A 25,279-nucleotide genomic window follows, 5' to 3' on the forward strand; every position below is an offset into this window, starting at 1 on the left:
AGCAGCTTATTCCAGTAAAGTCAGAATTTCCACACCATCTTCAGTTACTGCTAATGTATGCTCAAATTGGGCGGATAGTTTGCGATCGCGCGTTACCGCAGTCCAACCATCATTCAACATCTCTACTTCATAGGTTCCTTCATTAATCATCGGCTCAATGGTAAACACCATCCCTGGTCTCAGCCGCTTGCCTCTACCCCTGATGCCATAATGGGGAATATCAGGTGCAGTGTGGAAAATATTACTAATTCCATGTCCCACAAAATCCCGCACCACAGAAAAGCCTTGAGCCTCAGCATACTCTTGAATAGCTGCCCCAATATCCCCAATCTTCGCATCTGGTTTCACTTCGGCAATACCTAAGCGAAGACATTCTTCTGTCACTTCTACCAACTTTTGTATTTTGGGAGAAGATGCACCGACAATAAATGTCTTAGAAGTATCACCGTGATAACCATCGACAATAGGTGTGACATCAATATTGATAATGTCACCTTCCTTGAGAATCTGTTTAGCATTAGGAATACCGTGACAGATCACTTCATTCACACTGGTACAAATTGACTTAGGAAAGCCCCTATAGCCCAGAGGAGCGCTTTTTCCTCCGTGGGCTTTTGTCCAACGTTCCGCTTCATCATTGAGTTGCAGAGTACTAACCCCTGGTTTTACCAAAGGTTCTAAATGTTGTAACAGCTGGGCAGCCAAACGTCCAGCCCGACGCATTTTTTCTATTTCTCGCTGGGATAAAATAACAATTGGTTCAGTTTTGGTTTTCATTTATGACTCTTTTGTTAAAAATATAGTTAAACCTGTTTCTGCCGCCTTCTGTGCAGCATCTGCTACCTTGAGGGTATACAAACTTTGTTCCGGGGTGACATATAAGGGAGTGCCATGAAAAAGATGGTCTAACACCATATTCGTATCTTTAGCAAACAAACCCCGACGAGTACCCAAATCAATCAACGTTGTTTCCTCAGCTTGCACCAACATTCCTGTATCACCGTCCAGAATTAACCCCCCTTTTTCGCCGTTAATTTCAAATTTTCGTTCTGACTGCCATAGGGATTCACCTTTGCCATAAATTACTTGGGCTAACAACCCACTGGTAAAGCACAATTGAGCCACGCATAAGCAAGATTGATAATAATCTGTCTCCGTTTCCCAATATCGCTGGTGACAGTTCACAGTAAAAACTTCACCAAACAAATCAGTCAGACGATGTAAGCGAGAGAGTGCGCCAATTAAAGGAAAACCAAAGAAATCATGGTTGTAAGTCCACTTCCGGGGTGCTGGATGCTGGGGGTTAACGGTGCTGTAGCGGACATAAAACAATTCACCAAGTTGGGCTAAATGTTGTTTTAAAGCTTGATGCCAACCGCCCAAAAGTTCAATATGTTCGACGTGCAGCAGTTTATTTTTGGACTTGGCTAAAGCGATTAATTCTTCAGCTTCTTTCACATCCACAGAAAGGGGATACTCGACAATGACGTGTTTGCCGTTAGTAAGGGCAGCATGAGCGATTTTACCATGATCTCGATTAATCGTAGAAATCACAACTAAATCGATATCATCTCGCTCTACTAACTGTTGCCAAGAATTGATCACCTGGGTTTGATATTCTTGAGCAAAGGTTGCTGTCTGTTTGGGAGTGTGTCCTGCGATCGCCACTAAATGCGATCTTGGATCTTGCCGCAATGCCTCAGCCCTGAGTTTTGCTGCATATCCAGTACCAACTAAACCCACCCGCATGGTTGTATTTGCTAACGATGCATCGGAATTAGACATGATGTTCCGTAGTTCTGTTTGTTGGTTTGTGTAGCTACACAGAGTTAAGTGTGTTGTGTATGGCGCTTTTGCTCACTGAATATTTAAACAGTGGTGTTGCTGTCATGAATATATAATTTTTTCACACAGAGGCGCGGAGAGTAACAGTTTGAGAAATGAATTCTTAACTTTCATGCCTCGATATGGCTAACGCCACATAAGCTATCGGCAATGCCTTATCAGTCTGCTATTCATGCCATAGGCATTCTATCAAAAAGCTCGACCCGTCCCTGCGTCCGAGCCAATGATAAGTATTCAATCGGACACAATATCAGTCCTCGTGTCCCCGCATCTGCCCATTTGTATGAACCCCTAGGTAAAAAAGTATAAGTTTTGAATTTTTTAGACATCCATCCCAGCGATGATTTTATATAACTAAAACTTATTATTAACAAGTAACTAAATTTCATTACTAATCGCGGTCAATTTTCGGTTACAAGGTTTAATTTTTCCCGTAGTATCAGAATTGAAGCAAATTTTAACCAACAGCTGATCCCACAAGAGTAGCTGCACTGTTTGCTTTACGATTACTTATACTGCCTTTGCAATAAGAGAGGAATACTAAATGGCTACTTTCAAAGTCACCTTAATCAACGAAGCTGAAGGTTTAAACCAAACTCTTGAAGTTGATGATGATACCTATATTCTAGATGCAGCTGAAGAAGCTGGTCTTGACTTGCCCTACTCTTGCCGTGCAGGTGCTTGTTCTACCTGTGCAGGTAAAATCGTATCGGGTACTGTTGATCAATCTGACCAATCATTCTTAGATGATGATCAAATCGAAGCTGGATATGTACTAACTTGTGTGGCTTACCCAGCCTCTGACGTAACCATCCAAACCCACAAAGAAGAAGACCTGTACTAAAATTTAGGCATTACAGTCATAACCGCGCCTTGAAAATCATTTACAAGGTAGCAATCAGGAAAAAAAGTTTTTTATCCTTATTTCTGGTTGTCTAAATACAAAATTTCTTTTGCCATTATTGTTGGACAAAAGTTAAAAGGGGGAGTAAAAATGGATATTTCATTTCTGCCCCCTTTGTTTTTTACTGACTGAATATTTCCTAAGTAGGTTGGCGTTAAAAATTGTCGTTATGACAAGGGAACAGGGAACTCTTAACAGGGAACAGAGAAGAGGTTTTGGGAGATTTTACTTTTCGTTACATAGTACTCTTCGAGAAGCCGCTGCGCGTCTACGGTTTTTTTCCGGTCACCTACTTAATTGTTCAAGAAAGGCTTAATACCGTTGCCAAGCATTTTAATTTGCGTACCAGGATAATAGAACTGGAGAATTTTGTTACTGGACCAACCTAGCTTGGCTAAATGTTGAGCGCCTGTTTGACTTAATCCAACACCATGTCCTAGCCCACCACCGATAAAGGCATATCCCCACACACCTGGTGTACCCTTGTTTATGGGTTGCAGATAAAACAGTGTACTGCGGGGAGCCGCAAAAGCACTGCGGACTTCATCTTTGTGAAGAACAAAAACGCCGATATCAGTTTTCACGGCTAAATCCAGAATCCTACCACTTTCACTCCGCTTAACTACAGCTATAGCCTGAATTGTTTTAAATTTGGCATAGGGACTCTTTTTGACGCGCAAAAATTTCTGCAAGTCTTTGGTAATGTCCTCTAGGCTGGTTTGCTTGTTCCAGCGAAATACATCCCAGCTACTTTCATTAAATCCTTGTTGCAGGTTAATAAACTGTTGGAAATTTTTTTCGTCTGCTAAACTCTTTTTAGATAGATTCCAAAGATTTGTAGATGCATCAATAATAGGTCGTAAATAGGGACGATCTTCGCCATTCCAAACATCGCTAAAAGAAGCTGTAACACCACCTGTAGTCGAAGAATATAGGGCATCTACTAACTCGTTATTATAGGTTAGTACCATACCGCGTGTGGTAGCGATCGCTTGATCTGTTATCTTTGCCACTCCGTTCAGCCCATCATAAACTTGGCAGTGGGTATCGGCACATAATTGGTAGTCATCAACAGCAAACCTGCGTAAATTCCTAAGAGCATAGGTGCGAGCAATAACTGCCTGGGCTTCTAGAGATGTCTTGGGCGCACTCGTACCAATTTCATAGGGTAAAACTCCCCGTAAATAGGTTTCTAAGGGGACTTGATTAACCAAAGAGTAAGTACCGTAGGCGTTGGGTTGCAAGTTCATCCTGCCAGCATAAAGACGAGCATTCCCGGTTTTTTCGCTTTTATTTACCCGAATTAAGTTCTTTTCAGTGCTAATTTCTAGAAAGTTCTGGCTGTAGCGTTTACCGTTGACTACCCAACTGACTCGCGGGACTTGTTTGAGAATTTGGGTATCTAGGTAGGGAAGTTTCTGTCCAGAAGTTTCTATACTTTGTAATAACAAGCGTCGGAGTAAAGGACTGCTGTAAACATCTCGTTTTGCCCATACTTGCCAGCGTTCTGGCTGGGCTATTTCCACCTGTATTCCTTGATCACGCCAGCTTTTGGCACTGTCTTCCGCCGTTTCAAAGGTGCGGTAGTTACCTAAAACCACTACCTCTTGAACTTTGGGTGCGGGTAGGACTTCCATGACTGTTTCCAGTTGAATGGGGTTAGATGTGACTAGGGTTTGAGGCTGATTATTTACTGAAAATTTTAGCTTTAAGCGATCGCCCTTTGTTGGTGTTAGTTCCAGTTTGGCTGCGGGTGTTGCTCCAAATCGCTGTACAATCCCAATTTTTAGTTCTATGTCTGGGCTATTGTTTACAGGCTCGGATGCAGCAGTTAGTCCTAATAAACAAAAGGTCGTTAGTATTTTGTAGGCAGAACGACAGAAAAAAATTTTCATGGAAACTGGATTTTGCTCCCACAGTGAGGCTTTGGGGCTGATTTTAATTGGTTTTGCAGTGTTTTTGCAGTGTCGCATACCCATTCCCATAATAGCATTACCATTTTTTTGCCCAACACTTGCTTTATTGAAGTCATAACGACTATGATTTATCTACATGTACAAAACTAATCAGCAAATTTTTTTATGGTTAGGATTCAAGAAATTCCCTTAAATCAAATTCAGCGTCCCTTGCCGCGTCAAAACGATCCCCAGAAAGTAGCATCTTTAATGGCATCGATAGCGGAAATTGGGCAGCAAGAACCAATAGATGTCCTAGAAGTAGATGGACGTTATTATGGCTTTTCTGGTTGCCACCGCTATGAAGCTTGCCAGCGCTTAGGCCAAGAAACTATTATAGCCAGAGTTCGTAAAGCCACTAAGAGTGTTCTCAAGATGCACTTAGCTTAAACAGGGAATAGGGAACAGTAATAGAAAAAGGGATTGAGAACCCCACCATCTTTAACTTGCCACTTTAATTCAGTTATTTGGAGTCAAAAATCATGTCATTTCCAGTAAAAGTCAAAAATGTCAACATCGGTATTAATGATGCTAGTAGAGGCGAAATTGCCGAAGGATTGTCTCGCTTATTGGCTGACACCTATTCACTTTATCTGAAAACTCACAATTTTCATTGGAATGTGACAGGTCCAATGTTCCAAACATTGCATCTGATGTTTGAGACACAGTATACAGAACTAGCCTTAGCAGTGGATTTAATTGCCGAAAGGATTAGAGCGCTGGGCTATCCCGCACCAGGAACTTATAGTGAATATGCCAAACTGAGTTCGATTCCAGAAACTCCTGGAGTTCCTAAAGCAAAGGAAATGATCCAGCTATTAGTAGAAGGACAAGAAACCTTAGTCAGAACTGCCCGATCTATCTTCCCATTGGTAGATGCAGTTAATGACGAACCTAGTGCAGATTTATTAACTCAAAGGATGCAGGTTCATGAAAAAACTGCTTGGATGTTGAGAAGTTTGCTGGAAGAGTAGAGATTGAGCAAATGGGGTATAATAGGGAACAATGCTGTATACCCCATGCTTTATGTTAAATAATGATTTCACCAAAAAGTTGCAGAATTTAATGCAACGTGTGGGTATTTCCAGTTTTAAAGCTTTAAGTCGTGCTGCTGGGGTTTCAGAGCGGCAAATCCTGTGTTTACGACATGGAAAGCTTGAGCAGATGCGATTAGAGGTACTACTTAAGCTAGGCAAAATATTACAAATATCATTAGATGAATTAGTAGCAACTTTTTCAGATAGGATTGCTAATTCCCAAATACTGGCTGCGGAAGTCAACACACAGCATTTAAATACAGAGACAAAATTATTACAAGAAATTGCTGAGTTAAAAGCGGAGTACCGGAGAATTTTGCTGACAGTTGAACAACAACGAGAGTTATTACAGCAAGAGTTTCAGCAGTCTAGTTTGCAAATTTTGGAGTCTTTATTATTGTTTTGGCCGACAGCAGCGCAAAAGGTTAAGGAGAATCCCCAGTTAGATGCGGTAAAAATATTAGTGCCTTTAGTGCAGAATTCCTTAGATAAATTATTACAGGCTTGGGGTGTAGAAGCGATCGCCTCTGTGGGCGCAGAAATTCCCTATAATCCGCAATTACACCAATTATTGGCTGGAACCGCCCAACCTGGCGAAATTGTGAAGGTGAGTTATATTGGATACAGTCAAGGTGAAAAGCTGCTTTATCGAGTTCAGGTGAATCGGCTCACAAATGTTCAAGGTTAACTATTGATTTGCCATGAATCAATTCATATCATAAATTTGTTAATTATCAGTTCATAAATAACAATTTTATATGATTTTTTAACTAAAGAATCTCACTTTTTTAGTCTAATTTTCATAATTAAAATAATTTAGAGGGTTGAGAAAATTAGATTTTTTTTTAATTGCGATATTGGTATATACTAGCTAAAACAGAACATCATTGAGTCAATCAGAGTAACTTAATTATGAGTCAGCAGGTGAAAGTTCTTACAATCGAAAAAAATTTAAATGCCGACACCTCAGAAGAATTTCAGCAAGACATTGCCCAAATTCTAGAAAGTGGCGCAAAAATTGTATTAGTTGATTGTCAAAATATCACGTTTCTAGATAGTTCTGGTTTAGGAACTCTGGTGTTAGCATTCAAAATGCTACGGGATGTTGGCACAAAAATGGTTCTTTGTTCTATTAATGAACAAGTGAGGATGATTTTTGAGTTGACTAGTATGAATGAGGTATTTGAAATATTTCCCAGTCAAGATGCCTTTAATCAGGTTTTAACCGCTAAAAATTAATTAATCGAATTTAATTTGCAAAATAGATAAATCATCATCAAAGGCTTCTTTGGAGTTTAAATTTATTAAGTAATTCAGTATATGATCAAGTTGATGATCATCTGAATGCTGTAAGCTAAGTATTAGCTGAACAAATGCATCTAGACTCCAAAGAGTGCCATCTGATTTAGTAATTTCGTAAGCACCATCACTAAAAATATAAAGGCTACTAAATTGGTCAATATTGCAAGTGCTATCAACATATGTAGCTTCAGGAAACATCCCCACTGGCATACCTGGTGTTTTTAATAGTTTTACTTCAGGACTGATAGAAGATTTTTTGGATACTAATATAGCGGGTGGATGTCCACCACTGGCATAAATTAATTGGCGATTGAGTCGGTTATAAACTCCATACCAAATAGTAAAGTATTTATCATTTTTATAATTCATTTGAAAGGTATCATTCAACGCTGCTAATACCTGACTAGGTTGATAGTAATTGAGTCCTTTCAGCGCTCGAGAGCGAAGTAAATTCAGTACAGAAACAGAGGGTAAAGTTGCTCTGAGTCCATGTCCAGCAGTATCTAAGAGATAAATTGCTAAAGAGTCGGCATCAAGCCAGTAATAATCAAAGCAATCACCACCAAGTTGTCGAGAGGGAAGAAATCGAGAATTAATTCCCAGAGGTGTGGATATAGGTACAGGTAGAAGAGATTTTACATATTCTGCTGCTTCTGCTAGTTCTGTTTCTAATAATAGCTTTTGGGTTTGTAAATCTCGATTTAACTGATGTAGACGTAATCCGGCTCTCACTCTGGCTTGGAGTTCATTTTGCTCAATAGGTTTGGAGATAAAATCATCAGCACCAGCATCTAGTCCCTTAACCCGATCTGCGACTGAATCTAGGGATGTTAATAAAATAAAGAAGCTGGTGGATAACTGAGGATCTTTCTTGACGCGATCGCATACTTCCAGACCTGTTAAACCTGGCATCATCCAATCACAAATAATTAGGGCTGGAGGACAAGCAAGAGCCTGTAAAATTCCTTCCTGCCCATTATTAGCAGTAATTACTTGATAACCCTGTTTTTCTAACATCCTTTTCAGGAGAATCTGTATTGAGTAGTCATCATCAATTACTAGGATTTTAAACATAATAAATAGAGTATACAATCAGGAAATATTTTTATGCTAATGATGTAATTTATAGCCAATACAGATGGTTACTTCCACAACACCATTAACCCATTTTCAAGCAACTCAATTGTGAATCCTTATGTTTTTCTATATTCATCAAATATTACAGCAGATTGCCAGTTAGAGGAGGTATAAACTGAAAATCAAAATATGGCATACCCTAGGCGGCGCTATCCAATATTCAGGGGCGTTCACTTCTAACTCCTGCATTCTGCTGTATTATGGTGGTGACAGAGGGTTGAGCCATAAAAGTAGGGCTTTTTTAAGCTGGTTCAAGTCGCGGTATACTTCTTGCTTAAACCATTGACCTAAAGCATCAAAAGGTGTAAAAGAAGTTCCTGGTTGCCATTTAATATCTTGACCTAATGGTGTGGTGTGACTTCCAGATAAGGTTTGTACTGTTACCATTTCTGGAAAGCGATTTTGTAGGATTTTTGTTAAAGCTAGGGATTGATCAAGATTATCATTGCTAAATTTTATAATTAAATTACGCCGAATTTGATAAAGGTCTTGAACAAGTTGGTTAGTTTCTTGGGGTGTGGGGGTAAACTCGATTGCTAAGGTAGAATTTAATTGTTCTACTAAGGGGATAGCTTCTTTGGCGGTGTAGTTGTTAAAGGAGATGAGAATATTACCTGCACGTTCTACTTTAAACAGACTACCAATGAGTAAATGGAGTTTGCAACCCATACTATGGCCAACTCCATAGGTAGGGAGATAAAGCTTGCGTAATTCTCCAGAATCTTGTAGGCGTTCTAGAGTGCGTTCAAAGTTAAGTAGTACAGATTGTGCGATCGCAGTATGATCTAATGTGTTGATAAAGGGAGTCGCAATCACAACATATCCTTTTTCTGCAAACTGTTCTAATAACAAACGGTAAGTCAGATGAGGTGCAGTGGCGACGAATGCTCCTCCCAAGAAATGGATTATACCGATAGGATTTCTGGGAATCACTACCCAGTTACCTCTGATTTCTTTCCAGTCCATACCAATATAAGATACCTAGGGTAAGCTGTACTAATGCTTAATCAATACCTTGTCCAAATTGGAAAAAGCCTTGATTTGTAGGTTGGGTTGTCGAACGTAAACGTTCGCGGAGCAATCAGCATGAAACCCAACAAATGCGTTGGGTTGCGCTGTCTCTTAACCCAACCTACTGACAATGGACAAGGTATTGTTAATTCATATTATTTAATTTTACTCCCTTCTTACCAGAAGATGGGTAAATTACCCTGATTTACTAAGAGGGTGTTGGAAAAGTATTCTATAAAACTAAATAATCTCTAGAAATCTAAACTCAATCTTTTACCAGTTTAATGTTAACCGACTTAGCTCTGATTTTGTAACCTTCTCATTTCATATTGTACATCTAAAGCAATTTGCAATGCTTCATTTAATAATCTACCATGCTCACTTGCTTGTTCAGTAACTTGCATTGATGTTAAAGTTGCTAGATTATTAACAAATAGTTCGGAGTTTTTGAGAATAAACGTTTTATTTTCTCGGAGAATTTTCTCTGTTTTTAAAGCGCGAGTTAAATCATTCTTAGTCAGGTGTAAGGCTTCAATTACTTTATCTCTCTGCTTGATTCCTACTTCTGAGTTTCCTGCTGCTTCTATTTGATCATTAATCTCAATAGCTTTAATAACGGCATTATAACGCTCAACATCATTGAGTAAGATTCGCAGAGAATTTGTCATATTGGTTTTAAGAAATTTACTTTTAGTTTTCCACACTATATATAATATGATTTGGATCATCCCACCCAGCCAAAGACCAAGGAGTATTAATAATATCCCTGATGCAACTTTTATCTGTGGAGCAAATAATTTCAGGCTTATATCAAATAGCAAATAAACAAAGGTAAAGGTAGAAAACCCAATAAAAACTATGGTTACACCTTCAGAACCCTTGATTTTTGATATTGATTGCTTTAGCCATCTTTTCAGTGGATTAGTAATGATAATTAATTCATCATTAACAGGTAAATTAGTCAATTCCTGAAGCTCTTTTTGACTAATCTCCAAGCCCTGTAAATCATCCCGCACAGTTTTTAAATCCTCGCCAAAATAGTGATTTAGTCTAATATAGCAATCAAATTTAGAGAATAGTAACTAACTAGGCATTCTGGCAGACAAAAATATATCTAGGACTAAAGCTGCGTGTCACACCAAAAATCTATTGTAGGGTGCGTCAGACTGCATAAATCTAGTAAATAAACGGATTTTTGATATCTGACGCACCCTACCAATGTGCCAGTTGCGTAAGTCCTGATATCTATAGCAGTCAGATTTGATTTATGTAGGGGTTTAGCAGTGCTAAACCCCTACCGATAAAGGCTGTTTGTGTGCGGAATTTGTATGGCTACGCCACGCAAGCTATCAAAAATCAAATAGTAGTCCTATAGCTAAAAATTTACTTCTGAGCTAGTAAATTACTGTTTAGTTCATTCACAAGGAGAGATGGTAATAAATGGAGTTAGTATTTCCTCGTAACTACGCCAGCTACTACTTATTAAATGAAGTGACTAAATAATAACCTATTATAGCAAATGCAAAAAGTATAGTGGCGGAATATATGACTACATCCTTAACAATAAATGATATCCAATCTTTTCTCAGTTCTTGTTTAAACTTGAGTTCCCGCAACTTACGCTCAAGTTCTGCATCTTCCTTGGTAGATAAATTTACAGTACGGCTAGTGTATATATCATCAATTATTTCTGCTGTACTCTCTGTATCTTCCTCAGTGACAAAAGTTGCCAATGGATGATTTGTCTGTGTTGATATAATTGGTAAATTATCTTGATGAAGATTATTAACTTCCTTTTTGATAACTTTTTTGACAATTTTGGTTATTAAAGCTTCTAAGTTTTTTTCTGTCATCTGTTATTAATGGGGAGATTTTATAGCAGACTGTTTATATTTAAGTTTAGTTTAACTGAAGTGTGAATGACTGAAGTCTTTGCTACGAAAATAAGGACTGCGGTTAATTTGTCAATCAGTATTCAGTGATTCTAGATGCAGAAATACTCTAATTTTCAGGTTTTAGGTAAAATTGAGTTAAGATTTTGGGACTCTTAACCGTAAAAGGCAGAATTCCATTTGTATCTTATTCTTGTAGGTTGAAAATCGTCTATAGAGCCAGATCACCAGCCAATCATTATCATATTATGTCAAACCGGAAAAAAGAACCAAGTGGATGTGGATGTGCCAATATTCCATTGTCTGTAATTATATTTATTTTGGCAGGTGGTTATTGGTTATTTACCCAAAAAGATAATTTGGTGATTACGAACCTTTTATCTCAAGCTCAACAAATTACTAGTCCTATTTTCAATTTTACACCAAACATTACACCAACTTCTCAAACAACACCTCAAGTAACTCCTACAAAAATTCCTTCTCCTGCTGCACCAAGCATAGCTAAGATTACTCCTACTAATCAACCAACTCCCATTAAAATAGCCATACCAAAAACAACACCATTACCTGCAAATATTTGGGAGAAAAAAGCTATTCGAGGAATTTATTTAAGTCGCTACCAAGTTACTAATAATGCTAATGAAAAAATGATTCGTGAAAGAGTGCGTTATTATAAATCCCAAGGATTTAATACTATTATTCATGGTGTTTGGGGTAATGGTTGTACAATGTATAATAGTCAAGTCATGCAGCAAACTCTTGGTTATAAAAGTTGTCCAAATTTATTTAAAGATCAATGGTTGGATTGGTTAATTGATGAAGCACATAAACAAGGAATGCAAGTTCATGCTTATTTTGAGAAAGGTATTAAAATAGATAAAAATAGCCCTATTTTTGATTTAGCAATTCAGAAAAAATGGGTTGTTCCTGGTGTAGATAAAACCTATCCTTCCATAGAACATTATGTATTAGATGTAGAAATTCCTGAAGTTGCGAATTTCTTTAAAAATATTTTAGTCGAGTTTGTACAAAGGTATCCCAAAATTGATGCTGTACAATGGGATGATTATTTAGGTTATCATGCTGAATTGCCAGGCAAAGTAGACCGCACTACTAAGTTAACTAATTTTGTGCAGCAAATGATTACTGCTATGAAACAAGCTAATTCCGGCGTTAGTTTTGATATTTGTCATCATAATCCTTATTGGGCTAAAAGGTATTTTGCGGCTGATTGGGAAAAATGGAATGTAGATAGAGTCTTTATTCAGGTTTATAATGATGCTAATTTTCAAGAAGAATTAAATTATGTCAAAAAATATCATGGTATTGCTATTAGTGAGGCACAATTTCATCGTTTAAAAGAAGTAGTAAGTAACCCTGAGATTAAAAGTGTTTTAGTTTTTCCTGCATCTGGAAAACCAGAGGAAACGGCTTCTACATTAAACGGTTTGATTAAAAATCTTAAATAAAATTCAGTTAAATACTTACAAATTTGCTGTAATTTGGTAAAAGGTAATTCTTAAAAGTTACCAATTACCAATTACTAATAATTACGCTTTCTTCAACCAGCTAAACATGGCACGTAAATCTTTACCAACTTCCTCAATAGGATGTTCAGCTTCTTGACGACGCATAGCAGTAAAACCTGGTTTACCAGCTTGATTTTCTAACACAAATTCTCGCGCAAATTGTCCAGATTGAATTTCGCTAAGAATCTTTTTCATTTCCGCTTTAGTTTCGGCGGTGACAACTCTTGGACCACGAGTATAATCACCATATTCGGCAGTATTAGAAATACTATCGCGCATGGTTGCTAAACCACCTTCTACAACTAAGTCAACGATTAATTTGACTTCATGCAGACATTCAAAATATGCTAATTCTGGTTGATAACCTGCTTCAACTAAGGTTTCAAAACCGGCTTTGATTAAAGCACTTAAACCACCACACAATACTGCTTGTTCCCCAAATAAATCGGTTTCGGTTTCTTCACGGAAAGTAGTTTCCAGAATACCGGCACGTGTACCACCGATACCTCTAGCATAAGCCATAGCGCGATCGCGTGCCTTACCAGTTGCATCTTGATAAACTGCAAATAAAGCGGGTACACCTTGTCCTTGTTCGTAGGTACGACGCACCAAATGTCCGGGTCCTTTGGGTGCAACCATGACTACATCAACATCAGCAGGGGGAACAACCTGTGCAAAGTGGATATTAAAACCATGTGCAAAAGCTAAAATGTTACCTGCTTCTAAATTGGGTTCAATCTCGTTTTTGTAAATTGTTTTCTGCACTTCATCAGGTAATAAAATCATAATGAAGTCAGCTGCTTTTGCAGCGTCAGCAACATTTTTTACAGTCAAACCAGCGGATTCCGCTTTGGCTGTGGACTTACTGCCGGGATATAATCCGACAATGACATTTACACCGCTATCTTTTAAATTAAGGGCGTGGGCGTGACCTTGGGAACCATAACCAATAATAGCAACGGTTTTACCTTTTAAAAGGTCTAAATTAGCATCTTCATCATAATACATACGCGCCATAGAAGCATCTCCTGTCCGCAATGGTTGTTGTGAAATTGGCAGACTTTTGATTGTATCGCAAATTGGTGATTGGTGATTGGTGATTGGTGATTGGTGACAGGTGACAGGTGACAGGTGACAGGTGACAGGTGACAGGTGACAGGTGACAGGTGACAGGGAACAGAAAATATTTATCTTTGTTCTGACTCCTGACTTCTTATCAAGACGCTACTTTTATTTTTTTTTAAGAAGTTCAAGATAAACAGAAATAATTGTGATAATTTTGATACAAATTTGTTAAGAATAGTTACAGCACCTGTAATGAGAGGAAATATTTTCTATGGTTGATCTAGCTGACAAAACACCAGTACATCAAGTCGTGATTATTGGCGGGGGCTTTGGTGGGTTGTATGCCGCTAAGTCTATGGCTAAAGCTAATCTGCAAATCACGCTGATTGATAAACGCAATTTTCATCTTTTTCAACCACTGCTGTACCAAGTCGCTACAGGTGCTTTATCCCCAGCGGATATTTCCTCTCCCTTGCGTTCTGTCCTCAGCAAGAGCAAGAATACAAAGGTGCTGTTGGGTGAAGTGAATGATATTGATACCAACGCCCAAAAGGTGATGGTAGGTGAGGAAGCTGTTCCCTACGATACCTTAATTGTGGCTACAGGGGCAAAACATTCCTATTTTGGGAAGGATAACTGGGAAGAATTTGCACCCGGTTTAAAGACTGTAGAAGATGCTATTGAAATGCGTCGGCGGATTTTTATGGCTTTTGAAGCCGCTGAAAATGAAAGTGATCCAGTTAAACGCCAGGCTTTGTTAACTTTTGTAATTGTCGGTGGTGGTCCAACGGGGGTAGAATTAGCGGGAGCGATCGCAGAATTAGCAACTAAAACCCTCAAAGAAGATTTCCGCAACATTGACACCTCAGAAACCAGAGTTTTATTGTTAGAAGGTTTAGATCGTGTGCTTCCTCCCTTTGCACCGGAATTATCTCACACAGCGGCAGCATCATTAAAGGCTTTGGGTGTAGATGTGCAAACCAAAACCTTAGTAACACATATTGAAAATGATATAGTTACGATTAAACAAGGTGATGAAGTTAAAGAAATTGCTGCGAAAACAGTGTTGTGGGCTGCGGGTGTGAAAGCCTCACCAATGGGGAAAGTTTTGACAGATAAGACAGGAGTTGAGCGCGATCGCGCAGGTCGTGTTATCGTTGAACCAGACCTAAGTATTAAAGGATTTCCCAACATCTTTGTAGTTGGTGACTTAGCAAATTTTGCCCATCAAAATGATAAACCTTTACCGGGAGTTGCACCAGTCGCCATGCAAGAAGGTGAATATGTGGCTAAACTCATTCAAAAACGTCTTAAAGGCGAAATATTACCCCAATTTGAATATGTAGATAGAGGTAGTCTAGCAATGATTGGGCAACACGCCGCAGTTGTTGACTTAGGTTTCCTCAAACTTAGAGGTTTCTTCGCGTGGTTCTTCTGGTTATTTGTGCATATTTACTTCTTGATTGAATTTGATAACAAATTAGTTGTGATGATTCAATGGTTGTGGAGTTATTTTACCCGCAACCGTGGCGCGAGATTAATTACAGGAAAAGATATTGTTAAACCTGTACCAGTGGAAAGTAATGGACATTATCAACCGCAGAAAACTAGACAACCATTGAATGTGTAGTTTACTCGTTCCCAGTCTCAGACTGGGAATGCCATTTTAGAGTCTCTGACTCTACTGTAAATGTTGTTTGTCTGAATCAGGATATCCAGGATGATAGGATTTACAGGATGTGATTTAATATTCTCCCCAGATACCGGACTTCTGGAATATCACAATTATGACAACTGTGAAACTTTGATGTTAAAATAGACAAGTATAACTTAAATTACATCAATCCTCAAAAAATAATGAAAGGTTATATCAAAGGAAAAACAGTTATTTTACTAGAAGAATTACCAGACTCTTTTCAAGAAGGTGATGAGGTGGAAGTTTTAATTTCCACTTTAGAAAGAAATGATCACAATATGCCAAAATTAGATGTTGTTCCCATACATCATCAGCAAAAACAAGATCAACCAGGGTTACATTTAGGTGCAATATCAACCAGTGATGATTTTGATGAACCCTTACCTGATGAATTTTGGTTAGGAAAATCATGAAATTACTGTTTGATACTCATACTTTTATTTGGTGGGATAGTCAACCTCATAAATTATCTGCTCAAAGTTTAGCTTTATTATCTAATAGTTCTAATATCAAATTTCTCAGTATAGTTAGTATTTGGGAAATGCAAATTAAATATCAATTAGGTAAGTTATCTCTGCAACTTCCCTTAAGAGATATTATCAATGAACAAATACATAATCATAATATTGTGATTTTATCAATCACATCTGAAAATATATTAGGATTAGATAATTTACCGTTACATCATAAAGATCCATTTGATAGATTATTAATTTCACAAGCAAGTCTTGAAGATGCGATTTTAATTAGTTGTGATTCTGTTTTTAATCAATATTCTGTGAAAGTTGATTGGTAATCTAGGAATCGGACTTGAATTTTTTTGTTTTTTGTATGAAAACTTAGATCAATCTTCAAAAATCATCCTGTTCATCCTATAATCCTGGACATCCTGATTCAGACAATTTTCAATTTTTAATTTTTAATTTTTAATTTCAAACAACATCCTGTTCATCCTCAAATCCTGGTTATCCTGATTCAGACAAAATACAATTTATGAAAATCTCCAGTAGTCTTCAAATACCATATCATCTTGCTACATAATAGAGATAAAAGTTGTATCTTTAGGATTACCAATAATGTATCAAACAGATCCACCACTTTCCCCTAAAGAAACATTACCAACAATGTATGATCTTCCCAGCGAAGACCCGGAGGAGAAAGGTTTGCCAGATCAATTTCATTTATTACAACCACAATTACTAGCAGATACATTTCGTCCGCCTAACTATCCTAGCGACCAAATATTTACAGCTAGTGATATGAATTTATATTATGATGGTCGTCATCCATTGTGGCATAAACGCCCAGATTGGTTTGCGGTTGTTGGTGTTTCTTCTCTTTATGAAAAAAGAGATTTACGATTAAGTTATGTAGTTTGGCAAGAATTTGTAAATCCTTATATTGTGGTTGAATTATTATCACCAGGAACAGAAAAGGAAGACTTAGGTCAAACTTTGCGAGATGTGGAAAAACCCCCAACTAAATGGGAAGTTTACGAGCAGAGTTTAAGAGTTCCCTATTACGCAATTTTTGATCGTTATCAATCTGAATTTAGAATGTTTGAGTTAAAGGGCGCTCATTATGTTGAAGTAAATTTATCAGATTTACGTTTTTGGATTCCTGATTTAGAATTAGGTTTGGGTGTTTGGCAAGGCAGTTATAAAAATGTGAATATGCCTTGGTTACGTTGGTATGATAAAGATGGTAATTGGGTGTTAACTCCTGTGGAAGAAGAACGCCAAAAAGTTGAACAAGAAAGACAAAAAACAGAAAGATTAATTGCCCAACTCCGTGCGCTTGGTGTTGAACCTGATTTAGATTAATTTACCTACTTTCCTCTTTAATGTCTGTATTATCCCTCGTTCCCAGTCAGAGACTGGGAATGCCATTTAGAGGCTCTGCCTCACATATTTGTTCACAATAACCAGTACATTAATAAGGAGGATAGGAATAAAAAACCAATGAATGCGATTTCTAACGAAAAGACACAAAGTGTCTACGCCTCTACCTTAACTTCTATTATCAGTGCAGAAAACGCTGTCTTACCTTGGGAAAATCTCACCCCCACCCAGCAACAAAAAATACAACAAGGGATACACTGCAAAAGCTATCCCAGTTGTGTCGTTTATCCCCACAGCCAAGCAGAATTAGCCGCAGTTATCACCACTGCTAACCGCAATAAATGGCGTGTTCTCCCCTGCGGTAGTGGAAGTAAACTTCATTGGGGTGGTTTGGGTAAAAATATTGATATTGTTGTCAGTACAGAACGTATTAACCAACTCATAGAACACGCAGTTGGTGATTTAACTGTCACCGTCGAAGCAGGAATGAAATTTGGCGATATTCAAGAACTATTAGCTAAATCTCGACAAACACTAGCTCTTGATCCCGCATTTCCTAATTCTGCTACCATTGGCGGTATTGTAGCTACTGCTGATACAGGTTCTCTACGTCAACGTTATGGCGGTGTCCGTGACCAACTTTTAGGTATAACTTTTATCCGTGCTGATGGACAAATAGCCAAAGCTGGGGGAAGGGTAGTAAAAAATGTTGCTGGTTACGATTTAATGAAATTATTCACCGGTTCTTACGGTACATTAGGAATTATCAGCCAAGTCACTTTTCGAGTTTATCCTTTACCAGAAACATCAGCAACTGTAATATTAACTGGTAAAGCTGAAGCTATCTCCCAAGCTGCTACAATTTTGCAAAGTTCTGAGTTAACACCAACTCAAGCAGATTTAATATCAAATCAATTAGTTTCTGATTTAGGTTTAGGTAATGGAATTGGTTTAATTATCCGGTTTCAAACTATTAGCGAAAGTGTGAAGGAACAGTCAAACCGAATTTTGGCAATTGGTCAACAATTGGGTTTACATGGGGCGATTTATTCAGCAGAAAATGAAGCGACTCTATGGCAACGATTACCAGAAACAATACATGATGCTGTGAATAATTCTGTAATTACTTGCAAAATAGGAGTATTACCAACTGCTGCGGTACAGGTTATTAATCAGATAAAATTCGGGTTAATTCATTTAAGTAGTGGTTTGGGTTTGGTGCGGTTAGAAAATCAAAATCAAGTTTTAGCATTACGTCAGTTATGTGAAACCAATTATGGCTTTTTAAGTGTTTTAGCTGCACCAGTTGCCATCAAAGAAAAGTTGGATATTTGGGGTTATACTGGGAATGCTTTACATATTATGCGGGGAATTAAAACACAGTTCGATCCTGAAAATATTTTAAGTCCTGGTCGGTTTGTGGGTGGGATTTAAGAGAATGAACCGCGAAGGCGCAAAGAACGCGAAGTTTAAGAGGGAAAAGAGAAATGCAAGAAGTTTCAAATGGTGCTGTTAATAATGTTGCTAGTATTAAGAATTTAAAGGGGTTTGATGTTAGTCATCCTCCAGATCCAAAGTTGATTGATAGTTGTGTTCATTGTGGTTTTTGTCTCTCTACTTGTCCTAGTTATCGAGTATTAGGTAAGGAGATGGATTCACCCAGAGGACGCATCTATTTAATGGATGCTATTAATGAGGGGGAAATTGCTCTAAATACGGCAACTGTTGAACATTTTGATTCTTGTTTGGGTTGTCTGGCTTGTGTGTCAACTTGTCCTTCTGGTGTGCAGTATGATAAGTTGATTTCGGCAACTCGTCATCAAGTTGAGAGAAATTATAACCGCAGTTTTTCTGATAAGTTAATCCGTCAATTGATTTTTTCTCTGTTTCCCAATCCCGACCTTTTAAGAATTTTACTTTTACCATTATTCGTTTATCAAAAGTCGGGAATTTCTAAGTTATTACGCGCTAGTGGGTTAATTAAAGCGATATCTCCTCGTTTAGCAGCTATGGAGTCTATTCTGCCAGAAATTACTGTTAAAACTTTTCAAGATAATTTACCAGATATCATCCCTGCGAAAGGTGAGAAAAGATATCGTGTTGGGGTAATTTTAGGATGTGTGCAAAGGCTGTTTTTCTCTCCTGTGAATGAAGCAACAGTGAGAGTATTAACTGCAAATGGATGTGAAGTGGTAATTCCTAAATCTCAAGGTTGTTGTGCTGCACTTCCTGAACACCAAGGACAAACGGAACAAGCAAAAGCTTTAGCAAGACAAATGATTGATAGTTTTGCTGATACAAATGTCGATTTCATCATTATCAATGCTGCTGGTTGTGGTCATACTTTAAAAGAATATGGTCATATTTTAGCTGATGATCCAGAATATGCAGAGAAAGCCAAAGCATTTGCAGGGAAAGTTAAAGATGCACAAGAGTTTTTAATTAATGTGGGTTTAACTGCTAAACTTTCACCTTTAACTGATAAACCTTTAACTTTAGTTTATCAAGATGCTTGTCATTTATTACATGGACAAAAGATTAGTATTCAACCTCGTCAGTTATTAAGAAAAATTCCAGGGGTGACTTTAAGAGAACCAATAGACGCGGCTTTATGTTGTGGTAGTGCAGGTGTTTATAATATGCTGCAACCAGAAATTGCGGAAGAACTAGGTAAGCAAAAAGTGCAAAATTTATTAAATACAGGTGCTGAGTTAATTGCTTCTCCTAACCCTGGTTGTAGTTTGCAAATTAGTAAGTATTTGCATGGTCAAAATATTTCTGTTCTGCACCCAATGGAGTTATTAGATTATGCAATTCAAGGTGTAAAATTGGAGGTTTAAAATCTCAATTTTAACCTAAAAAAATATACAATTGTAGAGATAATTCCGAAAAACTTTCTACAATTTCTATTAGGGAGGGTAACTATTGTAGGGAAGGGGCTGGGGTTAGGTCTAATAATAGTGGTTCAAATACATGAAAACTGCTGTAAGGCTGGCCATCTCCTCCCTGGTAGGATGATTGAATAATTGCAGTTATCAAGAAATTGAAATTATGTCTAATTCTCCATCTTCCTCAATTTTATACAAGTCTCCCCGTGTGACTATTGTGGGCGCGGGTAGGGTTGGTAGTACTTTAGCCCAACGCATTGCAGAAAAAAATTTGGCTGATGTAGTGTTATTAGATATTGTTGAGGGTATGCCTCAAGGTTTAGCTTTAGATTTGCTAGAAGCCAGAGGATTGGAATTACATAACCGACAAATTAGTGGTACTAATAATTATGCAGATACGGCTAATTCAAATATTGTGGTGATTACCGCTGGTTTTCCCCGCAAACCGGGAATGAGTCGGGATGATTTGTTGAAAATTAATGCCAAAATTGTGGTTGAAACTGCCAAAAATGCGATCGCATATTCTCCCCATGCTATCTTTATTGTTGTCACAAATCCTTTGGATGTGATGACTTATTTAACTTGGCAAGCTACAGGTTTACCCAGAAATCAGGTTATGGGTATGGCTGGGGTGTTAGACTCGGCTAGGTTTGAAACTTTCATCGCTTTAGAACTGGGAGTTTTACCTGCGGACGTAAAAGCAATGGTCTTAGGTAGCCATGGTGATTTAATGGTTCCTTTAGCCCGTTACGCAACTATTAACGGTATTCCCGTTACAGAATTATTAGACCCAGCGACAATTGAAAGTTTAGTAGAAAGAACCCGTAACGGTGGTGCGGAAATTGTGGAATTAATGCACACAGGCGGAGCGTTTTTTGCTCCTGCTTCTGCTACCTGTTTAATGGTAGAATCTATTTTATTAAATCAGTCGCGTTTGTTGCCAGTTGCAGCTTATCTGCAAGGTGAATATGGTTTAAATGATATTGTGATTGGTGTTCCTTGTCGTTTAGGATCTGGTGGAGTTGAGAATATTTTAGAATTGACTCTCAATGATCAAGAAAACACAGCTTTGCAAACTTCAGCCAATTCTGTACGCCAAAATATTCAAAGGGCGCAGGAAATCTTGTCTATTCAAGATTAAGAATCGTGAGGTACTCCACACTTCCCTTTGGGTGAGTGTGGGCTTCTCAGTGATATCATGTCCAGTTGAATACTTATCATTTAAACTGACGCTCAAGACACGGAGACGCGGTGATTATATATTGATTGATGCAGATTCTCAAATCATCCCGCAATTATGCAACGCCATAAAAACTTATAAATAGTAATATTCCCCTAACTTGCTATCTTACTCAGAACGTATTCAGAGGGAACAGGAAGCAACTCTTAACAGAAAAAACTCATGTTTAAAAACATGAGATTGAAATAATGACACTGTTTTTTTCGTGCTACGCATCTCAAAAAACATCCTTTTTTTTGACTGAGCTTTAAACTCAGAACTAAACTTTTTTATTTGTTCCCTGTTCCCTGTTCCCTGTTCCCTGTTCCCTGTTCCCTTCTTTTGTAAATTAGCTCAATTAGGGGAATCTAGGGATAGATTAAGCCGTGAAATACTTGGCTACAGGGTGATAAGTAATAATCGCCGTTGTAGACTGTTCAGGATACAATTGCTCACTTTCATCCATGTGCATCTTCATCCTATCAACTCCCAACAACTCCAACTGCTTAGACTGGTCTTGAATATTCGGACAAGCCGGATAACCGAAACTATACCGAGAACCTTGATAACGCTGTGCCAAAATATCCCGAATATTATCCGGTTCAGCATCACCAAAACCCAACTCCCGGCGAATTCTAGCGTGTGTCCATTCAGCCAAAGCTTCCGCAACCTGCACCGCCATACCATGAAAATACAGATAATCAGTGTATTGATTATTAGCAAATAATTTCTGTGCAAACTCCGTAGCCACTTCCCCCACAGTCACCGCTTGCATAGGGAAAACATCAATAATTCCCGACTCCTTCGGTGCAAAGAAATCTGCAATACATAACCGATTAAAAGACCTCTGACGCGGAAACTCAAAACTGGTTCTTACCTCCGTGTCCTCTGTGCCTCTGTGGTTAGTTTCATAAATCAACAAACTATTCCCCACAGACTGACAAGGAAAATAGCCATAAATGACTTGAGGATGTAATAAATTCTCCTCAATAATGCGCTGTTTCCAACCTTCTAAAACTGGATAAACCTGCTCATCTAAAAACGCCTGATATTCCTCCTTAGATTGTTCCTTTGGCTTGCGGAATTGCCATTGTCCAAAAATCAAAGCTTGCAAATCCAAATACCAGAATAATTCCTCCAAAGAAATATCATCAGGTTGTAAAAACTGCGTTCCCCAGAAAGGAGGTTTTGGACGTTCAATATTTACCTCTACCGCTTCCGAACGTCGAGTATCTTTTTCCTTTGGTTCAACAGGTACTTTATCCTTAACAGCATTATCGACTATTTCTTGATGTCCATTTGTTGATGCTTCAGATTCTCCTAATTCATCCAAAAATCCCTGCAAATCATCCCAATTACCTGCCGTTTTTGCTGGCATTAACTTATCCATGAAATGCAAATCAGAAAAAGCATCCTTGCCATAAACTACTTTACCTTTGTAAGCATTTTGGCAATCTTGATTCACAAACTTAGGAGTTAAAGCTGCACCACCTAAAATCACAGGAACAGTAATTCCTTTTTCATTAAAAGTCTGCAAATTCTCCTTCATAAAAGCGGTAGATTTCACTAACAAACCACTCATGGCAATACAATCAGGTTGATGCTGTTCGTAAGCTTGAATGATATTTTCTACCGATTGCTTAATGCCCAGATTAATTACCTTGTAACCATTGTTAGATAAAATGATATCCACGAGGTTTTTACCAATATCATGGACATCACCTTTTACCGTCGCAATCACAAAAGTTCCCTTGGCATTATTACCAGATTCAGACTTTTCCATGAACGGTTCTAAATAAGCAACCGCAGCTTTCATAGTTTCGGCTGATTGCAAAACAAAAGGTAATTGCATTTGTCCCGAACCGAACAATTCACCCACAACCTTCATCCCATCTAACAAGAATGTATTGATGATTTGTAAGGGAGGATATTGTTCTAAAGCCTTGGTTAATTGGGTTTCTAAACCAATCCGTTCACCGTCAATAATATGACGTTTCAAACGTTCTTCAATTGGTAAACTGGCATCAATTCCCGTATTCCGTTTTGTTTTGACTCCTGCAAAAATTGTTGTCAATTCTCCCAAAGGATCATAAACGCAGACATTACCATCAAATTTACGTTGATCATAAATTAATTGCCGACAAACTTCTTGATGCTGAGGTTCAATTTTCGCCAGAGGTAAAATTTTACTCGCGCTGACAATTGCTGCATCCATACCCGCTTGCATAGCTTCATGCAAAAACATCGAGTTTAGAACCATCCGGGATGCTGGGTTTAAACCAAAGGATATATTAGATACACCCAACATGACATGACATCCTGGCAATTCTTGACGAATACGGCGAATTGACTCTATTGTGGCTTTACCATTTTCTCGGTCTTCTTCAATCCCTGTAGAAATAGGTAGAGCTAAAGTATCAAAAAATATTTCTGTAGGCGCAATACCATATTCTACAGCTTGACGATAAGCACGTTGGGCAATTTGAAACTTTTTCTCGGCTGTCCGTGCCATGCCATCTTCATCAATTGTACCAATAATGACACCAGCACCGTATTTTTTTGCTAATTCTAGCACTTTCAAAAATCGCGGTTCGCCATCTTCGTAGTTAGTGGAATTGAGTAAACACTTACCACCAGCCACTTTTAAACCCGCTTCCATTTTTTCCCATTCGGTGGAATCGAGCATTAAAGGCAATGTCACATTATTAACAATGCGAGAGACTAACTCGTGCATATCACGCACGCCATCACGTCCCACATAATCAACGTTAACATCTAAAATGTGTGCGCCTTCTTTAACTTGACTCCGCGCCATTGATACTAAACCATCCCAATCTTCAGCGTTGAGTAAGTCACGGCATTTTTTAGAACCACTGGCGTTGAGACGTTCACCAACAATCAAGAAAGAATTTTCTTGTTCATAAGGTTGAGTAGTATAAATTGATGCGGCTGCTGGTTCTAAACTGGGTTGTCTAACTTTTGGTTTTAACTCTTTGGCAATTTCTGCCAATTGTTGAATGTGTGCTGGACGTGTCCCACAGCAACCCCCAATCACTTGGACACCCAAATCTTCGATAAAGTGCATTAAAGACATCCGCAACTCAACGGGTGTCAGTTTGTAATGTGCTTGACCACCAACGTTTTCTGGTAAACCAGCGTTAGGAATACAGGAAACTACGAAGGGAGAATGTTCTGATAAATACTTGATGTGTGGTTTCATCAAGTCGGGACCAGTGGCGCAGTTTAAACCGAGAATATCAATGGGGTAAGATTCCAGGATAGTAACTACAGCACTGATTTCTGTCCCTACTAGCATTGTTCCCATGCTTTCCATAGTTACAGACACCATTAAGGCTCGTCTTTCGCCTTTTTTGGCAAAAACTTCTTCAATCCCGTTTAAAGCAGCTTTAATTTGCAGTACGTCTTGGCAAGTTTCTACCAGAAATAAATCCACACCACCATCAAACAAGGCTTCTGCTTGTTCAGCAAAAGAGGCTTTCATGGTGTCAAAGTCAATATGTCCCAAGGTGGGGAGTTTGGTGGTTGGTCCAATAGAACCGGCTACAAATCGGGGTTTTTCCGGGGTGGAAAATTCCGCAGCCACGCTTTTGGCCAGTTCGGCAGCTTTCTTAGTCAGATAATAAGCTTGGTCTGCTAGGTCATATTCTGCTAGAACTATGGACATAGAGCCAAAGGTGTCGGTTTCAATGACATCAGCACCAGCAGCGAGAAAATCACGGTGAACCTTAGCGACGGCTTCGGGTTTGGTGTGGACTAGATACTCGTTACAGCCTTCATATTGTGCGCCGCCAAAATCTTCAGCGGTGAGGTTTTGGGTTTGCAGGTTAGTTCCCATTGCACCGTCAAAGACGATAACAGGACGTTCTGGACTATGTAGGTGTTTTAGGAAAGGATGGGTCATATTGTGTTAAAAAATGGAGTTTGTTTTGTGATACTA

Annotated in this window: 23 protein-coding genes; 14 read left to right on the forward strand and 9 right to left on the reverse strand. The window is 38.4% G+C overall.

Translation table 11 applies throughout. The features are described from left to right. Positions 1-6: 6 nt before the first annotated feature. Positions 7-777: a type I methionyl aminopeptidase gene (map, locus tag ANA7108_RS0102405; protein WP_016949164.1), complete on the reverse strand. Its 771-nt coding sequence runs from the start codon at positions 775-777 to the stop codon at positions 7-9. Then, positions 778-1,785: a Gfo/Idh/MocA family protein gene (locus tag ANA7108_RS0102410; protein WP_026103944.1), complete on the reverse strand. Its 1,008-nt coding sequence runs from the start codon at positions 1,783-1,785 to the stop codon at positions 778-780. Positions 1,786-1,995: 210 nt separating this feature from the next. Between ANA7108_RS0102410 and ANA7108_RS30050 the strand changes: the two genes are divergently transcribed. Together ANA7108_RS30050 and ANA7108_RS0102415 are read left to right on the forward strand one after the other, a co-directional pair. Beyond that, positions 1,996-2,154 carry a hypothetical protein gene (locus tag ANA7108_RS30050; protein ID WP_158318339.1) on the forward strand — a complete coding sequence of 53 codons (159 nt, stop codon included), beginning with the start codon at positions 1,996-1,998 and terminating at the stop codon, positions 2,152-2,154. Positions 2,155-2,389: 235 nt separating this feature from the next. Next, positions 2,390-2,689 (forward strand): ferredoxin, encoded by a 300-nt coding sequence (locus ANA7108_RS0102415; RefSeq protein WP_016949166.1) that lies wholly within the window; start codon positions 2,390-2,392, stop codon positions 2,687-2,689. A gap of 353 nt (positions 2,690-3,042) precedes the next feature. Here the strand turns inward: ANA7108_RS0102415 and ANA7108_RS0102420 are convergent, their stop codons facing one another. Next, positions 3,043-4,644 carry a SpoIID/LytB domain-containing protein gene (locus tag ANA7108_RS0102420; RefSeq protein WP_237741553.1) on the reverse strand — a complete coding sequence of 534 codons (1,602 nt, stop codon included), beginning with the start codon at positions 4,642-4,644 and terminating at the stop codon, positions 3,043-3,045. Between the two features lie 186 nt (positions 4,645-4,830). On the opposite strand from ANA7108_RS0102420, the gene ANA7108_RS0102425 reads away from it, so the two are divergent. From ANA7108_RS0102425 to ANA7108_RS0102440, 4 genes are all read left to right on the forward strand, one after another. Next, entirely contained in the window at positions 4,831-5,094 is a 264-nt protein-coding gene (locus ANA7108_RS0102425; protein ID WP_016949168.1) for a ParB N-terminal domain-containing protein, read from the forward strand. A 92-nt stretch (positions 5,095-5,186) separates the two neighbouring features. Beyond that, entirely contained in the window at positions 5,187-5,678 is a 492-nt protein-coding gene (locus ANA7108_RS0102430) for a Dps family protein (RefSeq protein WP_016949169.1), read from the forward strand. Positions 5,679-5,730: 52 nt separating this feature from the next. Beyond that, on the forward strand, positions 5,731-6,429 hold the full coding sequence (gene grpE / locus ANA7108_RS0102435) for a nucleotide exchange factor GrpE (protein ID WP_016949170.1): 699 nt from the start codon (positions 5,731-5,733) through the stop codon (positions 6,427-6,429). A 224-nt stretch (positions 6,430-6,653) separates the two neighbouring features. After that, complete coding sequence (locus ANA7108_RS0102440; RefSeq protein ID WP_016949171.1) at positions 6,654-6,980, forward strand: STAS domain-containing protein; 327 nt, start codon at positions 6,654-6,656, stop codon at positions 6,978-6,980. Here ANA7108_RS0102440 and ANA7108_RS0102445 read toward each other — a convergent pair whose 3' ends face one another. From ANA7108_RS0102445 to ANA7108_RS30430, 4 genes are all read right to left on the reverse strand, one after another. Beyond that, entirely contained in the window at positions 6,981-8,117 is a 1,137-nt protein-coding gene (locus ANA7108_RS0102445) for a PP2C family protein-serine/threonine phosphatase (RefSeq protein WP_026103945.1), read from the reverse strand. A gap of 261 nt (positions 8,118-8,378) precedes the next feature. After that, positions 8,379-9,146, reverse strand: coding sequence for a DUF1350 family protein (locus tag ANA7108_RS0102450; RefSeq protein WP_016949173.1), 768 nt, complete (start codon positions 9,144-9,146; stop codon positions 8,379-8,381). A 341-nt stretch (positions 9,147-9,487) separates the two neighbouring features. Further along, positions 9,488-10,207, reverse strand: coding sequence for a hypothetical protein (locus ANA7108_RS0102460; RefSeq protein WP_016949175.1), 720 nt, complete (start codon positions 10,205-10,207; stop codon positions 9,488-9,490). 459 nt (positions 10,208-10,666) lie between these two features. Then, complete coding sequence (locus ANA7108_RS30430) at positions 10,667-11,044, reverse strand: hypothetical protein (protein WP_016949176.1); 378 nt, start codon at positions 11,042-11,044, stop codon at positions 10,667-10,669. Between the two features lie 287 nt (positions 11,045-11,331). Here ANA7108_RS30430 and ANA7108_RS0102470 point away from each other — a divergent pair, with 287 nt between their 5' ends. Then, positions 11,332-12,552 (forward strand): family 10 glycosylhydrolase, encoded by a 1,221-nt coding sequence (locus ANA7108_RS0102470; RefSeq protein WP_016949177.1) that lies wholly within the window; start codon positions 11,332-11,334, stop codon positions 12,550-12,552. Between the two features lie 81 nt (positions 12,553-12,633). Here ANA7108_RS0102470 and ilvC read toward each other — a convergent pair whose 3' ends face one another. Beyond that, entirely contained in the window at positions 12,634-13,629 is a 996-nt protein-coding gene (ilvC, locus tag ANA7108_RS0102475; RefSeq protein ID WP_016949178.1) for a ketol-acid reductoisomerase, read from the reverse strand. 319 nt (positions 13,630-13,948) lie between these two features. Between ilvC and ANA7108_RS0102480 the strand changes: the two genes are divergently transcribed. The 7 genes from ANA7108_RS0102480 (at position 13,949) to mdh (ending at position 21,243) form a co-directional block, all read left to right on the forward strand. Further along, the gene (locus ANA7108_RS0102480; RefSeq protein WP_016949179.1) at positions 13,949-15,307 is read left to right on the forward strand and encodes an NAD(P)/FAD-dependent oxidoreductase; all 1,359 of its coding nucleotides are present in this window, start codon (positions 13,949-13,951) and stop codon (positions 15,305-15,307) included. 227 nt (positions 15,308-15,534) lie between these two features. Next, positions 15,535-15,786 carry a hypothetical protein gene (locus ANA7108_RS30680; protein WP_016949180.1) on the forward strand — a complete coding sequence of 84 codons (252 nt, stop codon included), beginning with the start codon at positions 15,535-15,537 and terminating at the stop codon, positions 15,784-15,786. Continuing rightward, positions 15,783-16,169 carry a type II toxin-antitoxin system VapC family toxin gene (locus tag ANA7108_RS0102495; RefSeq protein WP_016949181.1) on the forward strand — a complete coding sequence of 129 codons (387 nt, stop codon included), beginning with the start codon at positions 15,783-15,785 and terminating at the stop codon, positions 16,167-16,169. Before ANA7108_RS30680 ends, ANA7108_RS0102495 begins: the two co-directional genes overlap by 4 nt. Before the next feature lie 280 nt (positions 16,170-16,449). Next, a complete protein-coding gene (locus ANA7108_RS0102500) occupies positions 16,450-17,196 on the forward strand; it encodes a Uma2 family endonuclease (protein ID WP_016949182.1) in 747 nt (248 codons plus the stop codon). Positions 17,197-17,334: 138 nt separating this feature from the next. Next, entirely contained in the window at positions 17,335-18,648 is a 1,314-nt protein-coding gene (locus ANA7108_RS0102505; protein ID WP_016949183.1) for an FAD-binding oxidoreductase, read from the forward strand. Positions 18,649-18,701: 53 nt separating this feature from the next. Further along, positions 18,702-20,054 (forward strand): (Fe-S)-binding protein, encoded by a 1,353-nt coding sequence (locus ANA7108_RS0102510; protein WP_016949184.1) that lies wholly within the window; start codon positions 18,702-18,704, stop codon positions 20,052-20,054. Between the two features lie 211 nt (positions 20,055-20,265). Beyond that, entirely contained in the window at positions 20,266-21,243 is a 978-nt protein-coding gene (mdh, locus tag ANA7108_RS0102515) for a malate dehydrogenase (RefSeq protein WP_016949185.1), read from the forward strand. A 457-nt stretch (positions 21,244-21,700) separates the two neighbouring features. Here mdh and metH read toward each other — a convergent pair whose 3' ends face one another. After that, the gene (gene metH / locus ANA7108_RS0102520) at positions 21,701-25,243 is read right to left on the reverse strand and encodes a methionine synthase (RefSeq protein ID WP_026103947.1); all 3,543 of its coding nucleotides are present in this window, start codon (positions 25,241-25,243) and stop codon (positions 21,701-21,703) included. Positions 25,244-25,279: the final 36 nt, after the last annotated feature.

This window comes from Anabaena sp. PCC 7108 (assembly GCF_000332135.1).
Classification (GTDB): Bacteria; Cyanobacteriota; Cyanobacteriia; order Cyanobacteriales; family Nostocaceae; genus Anabaena.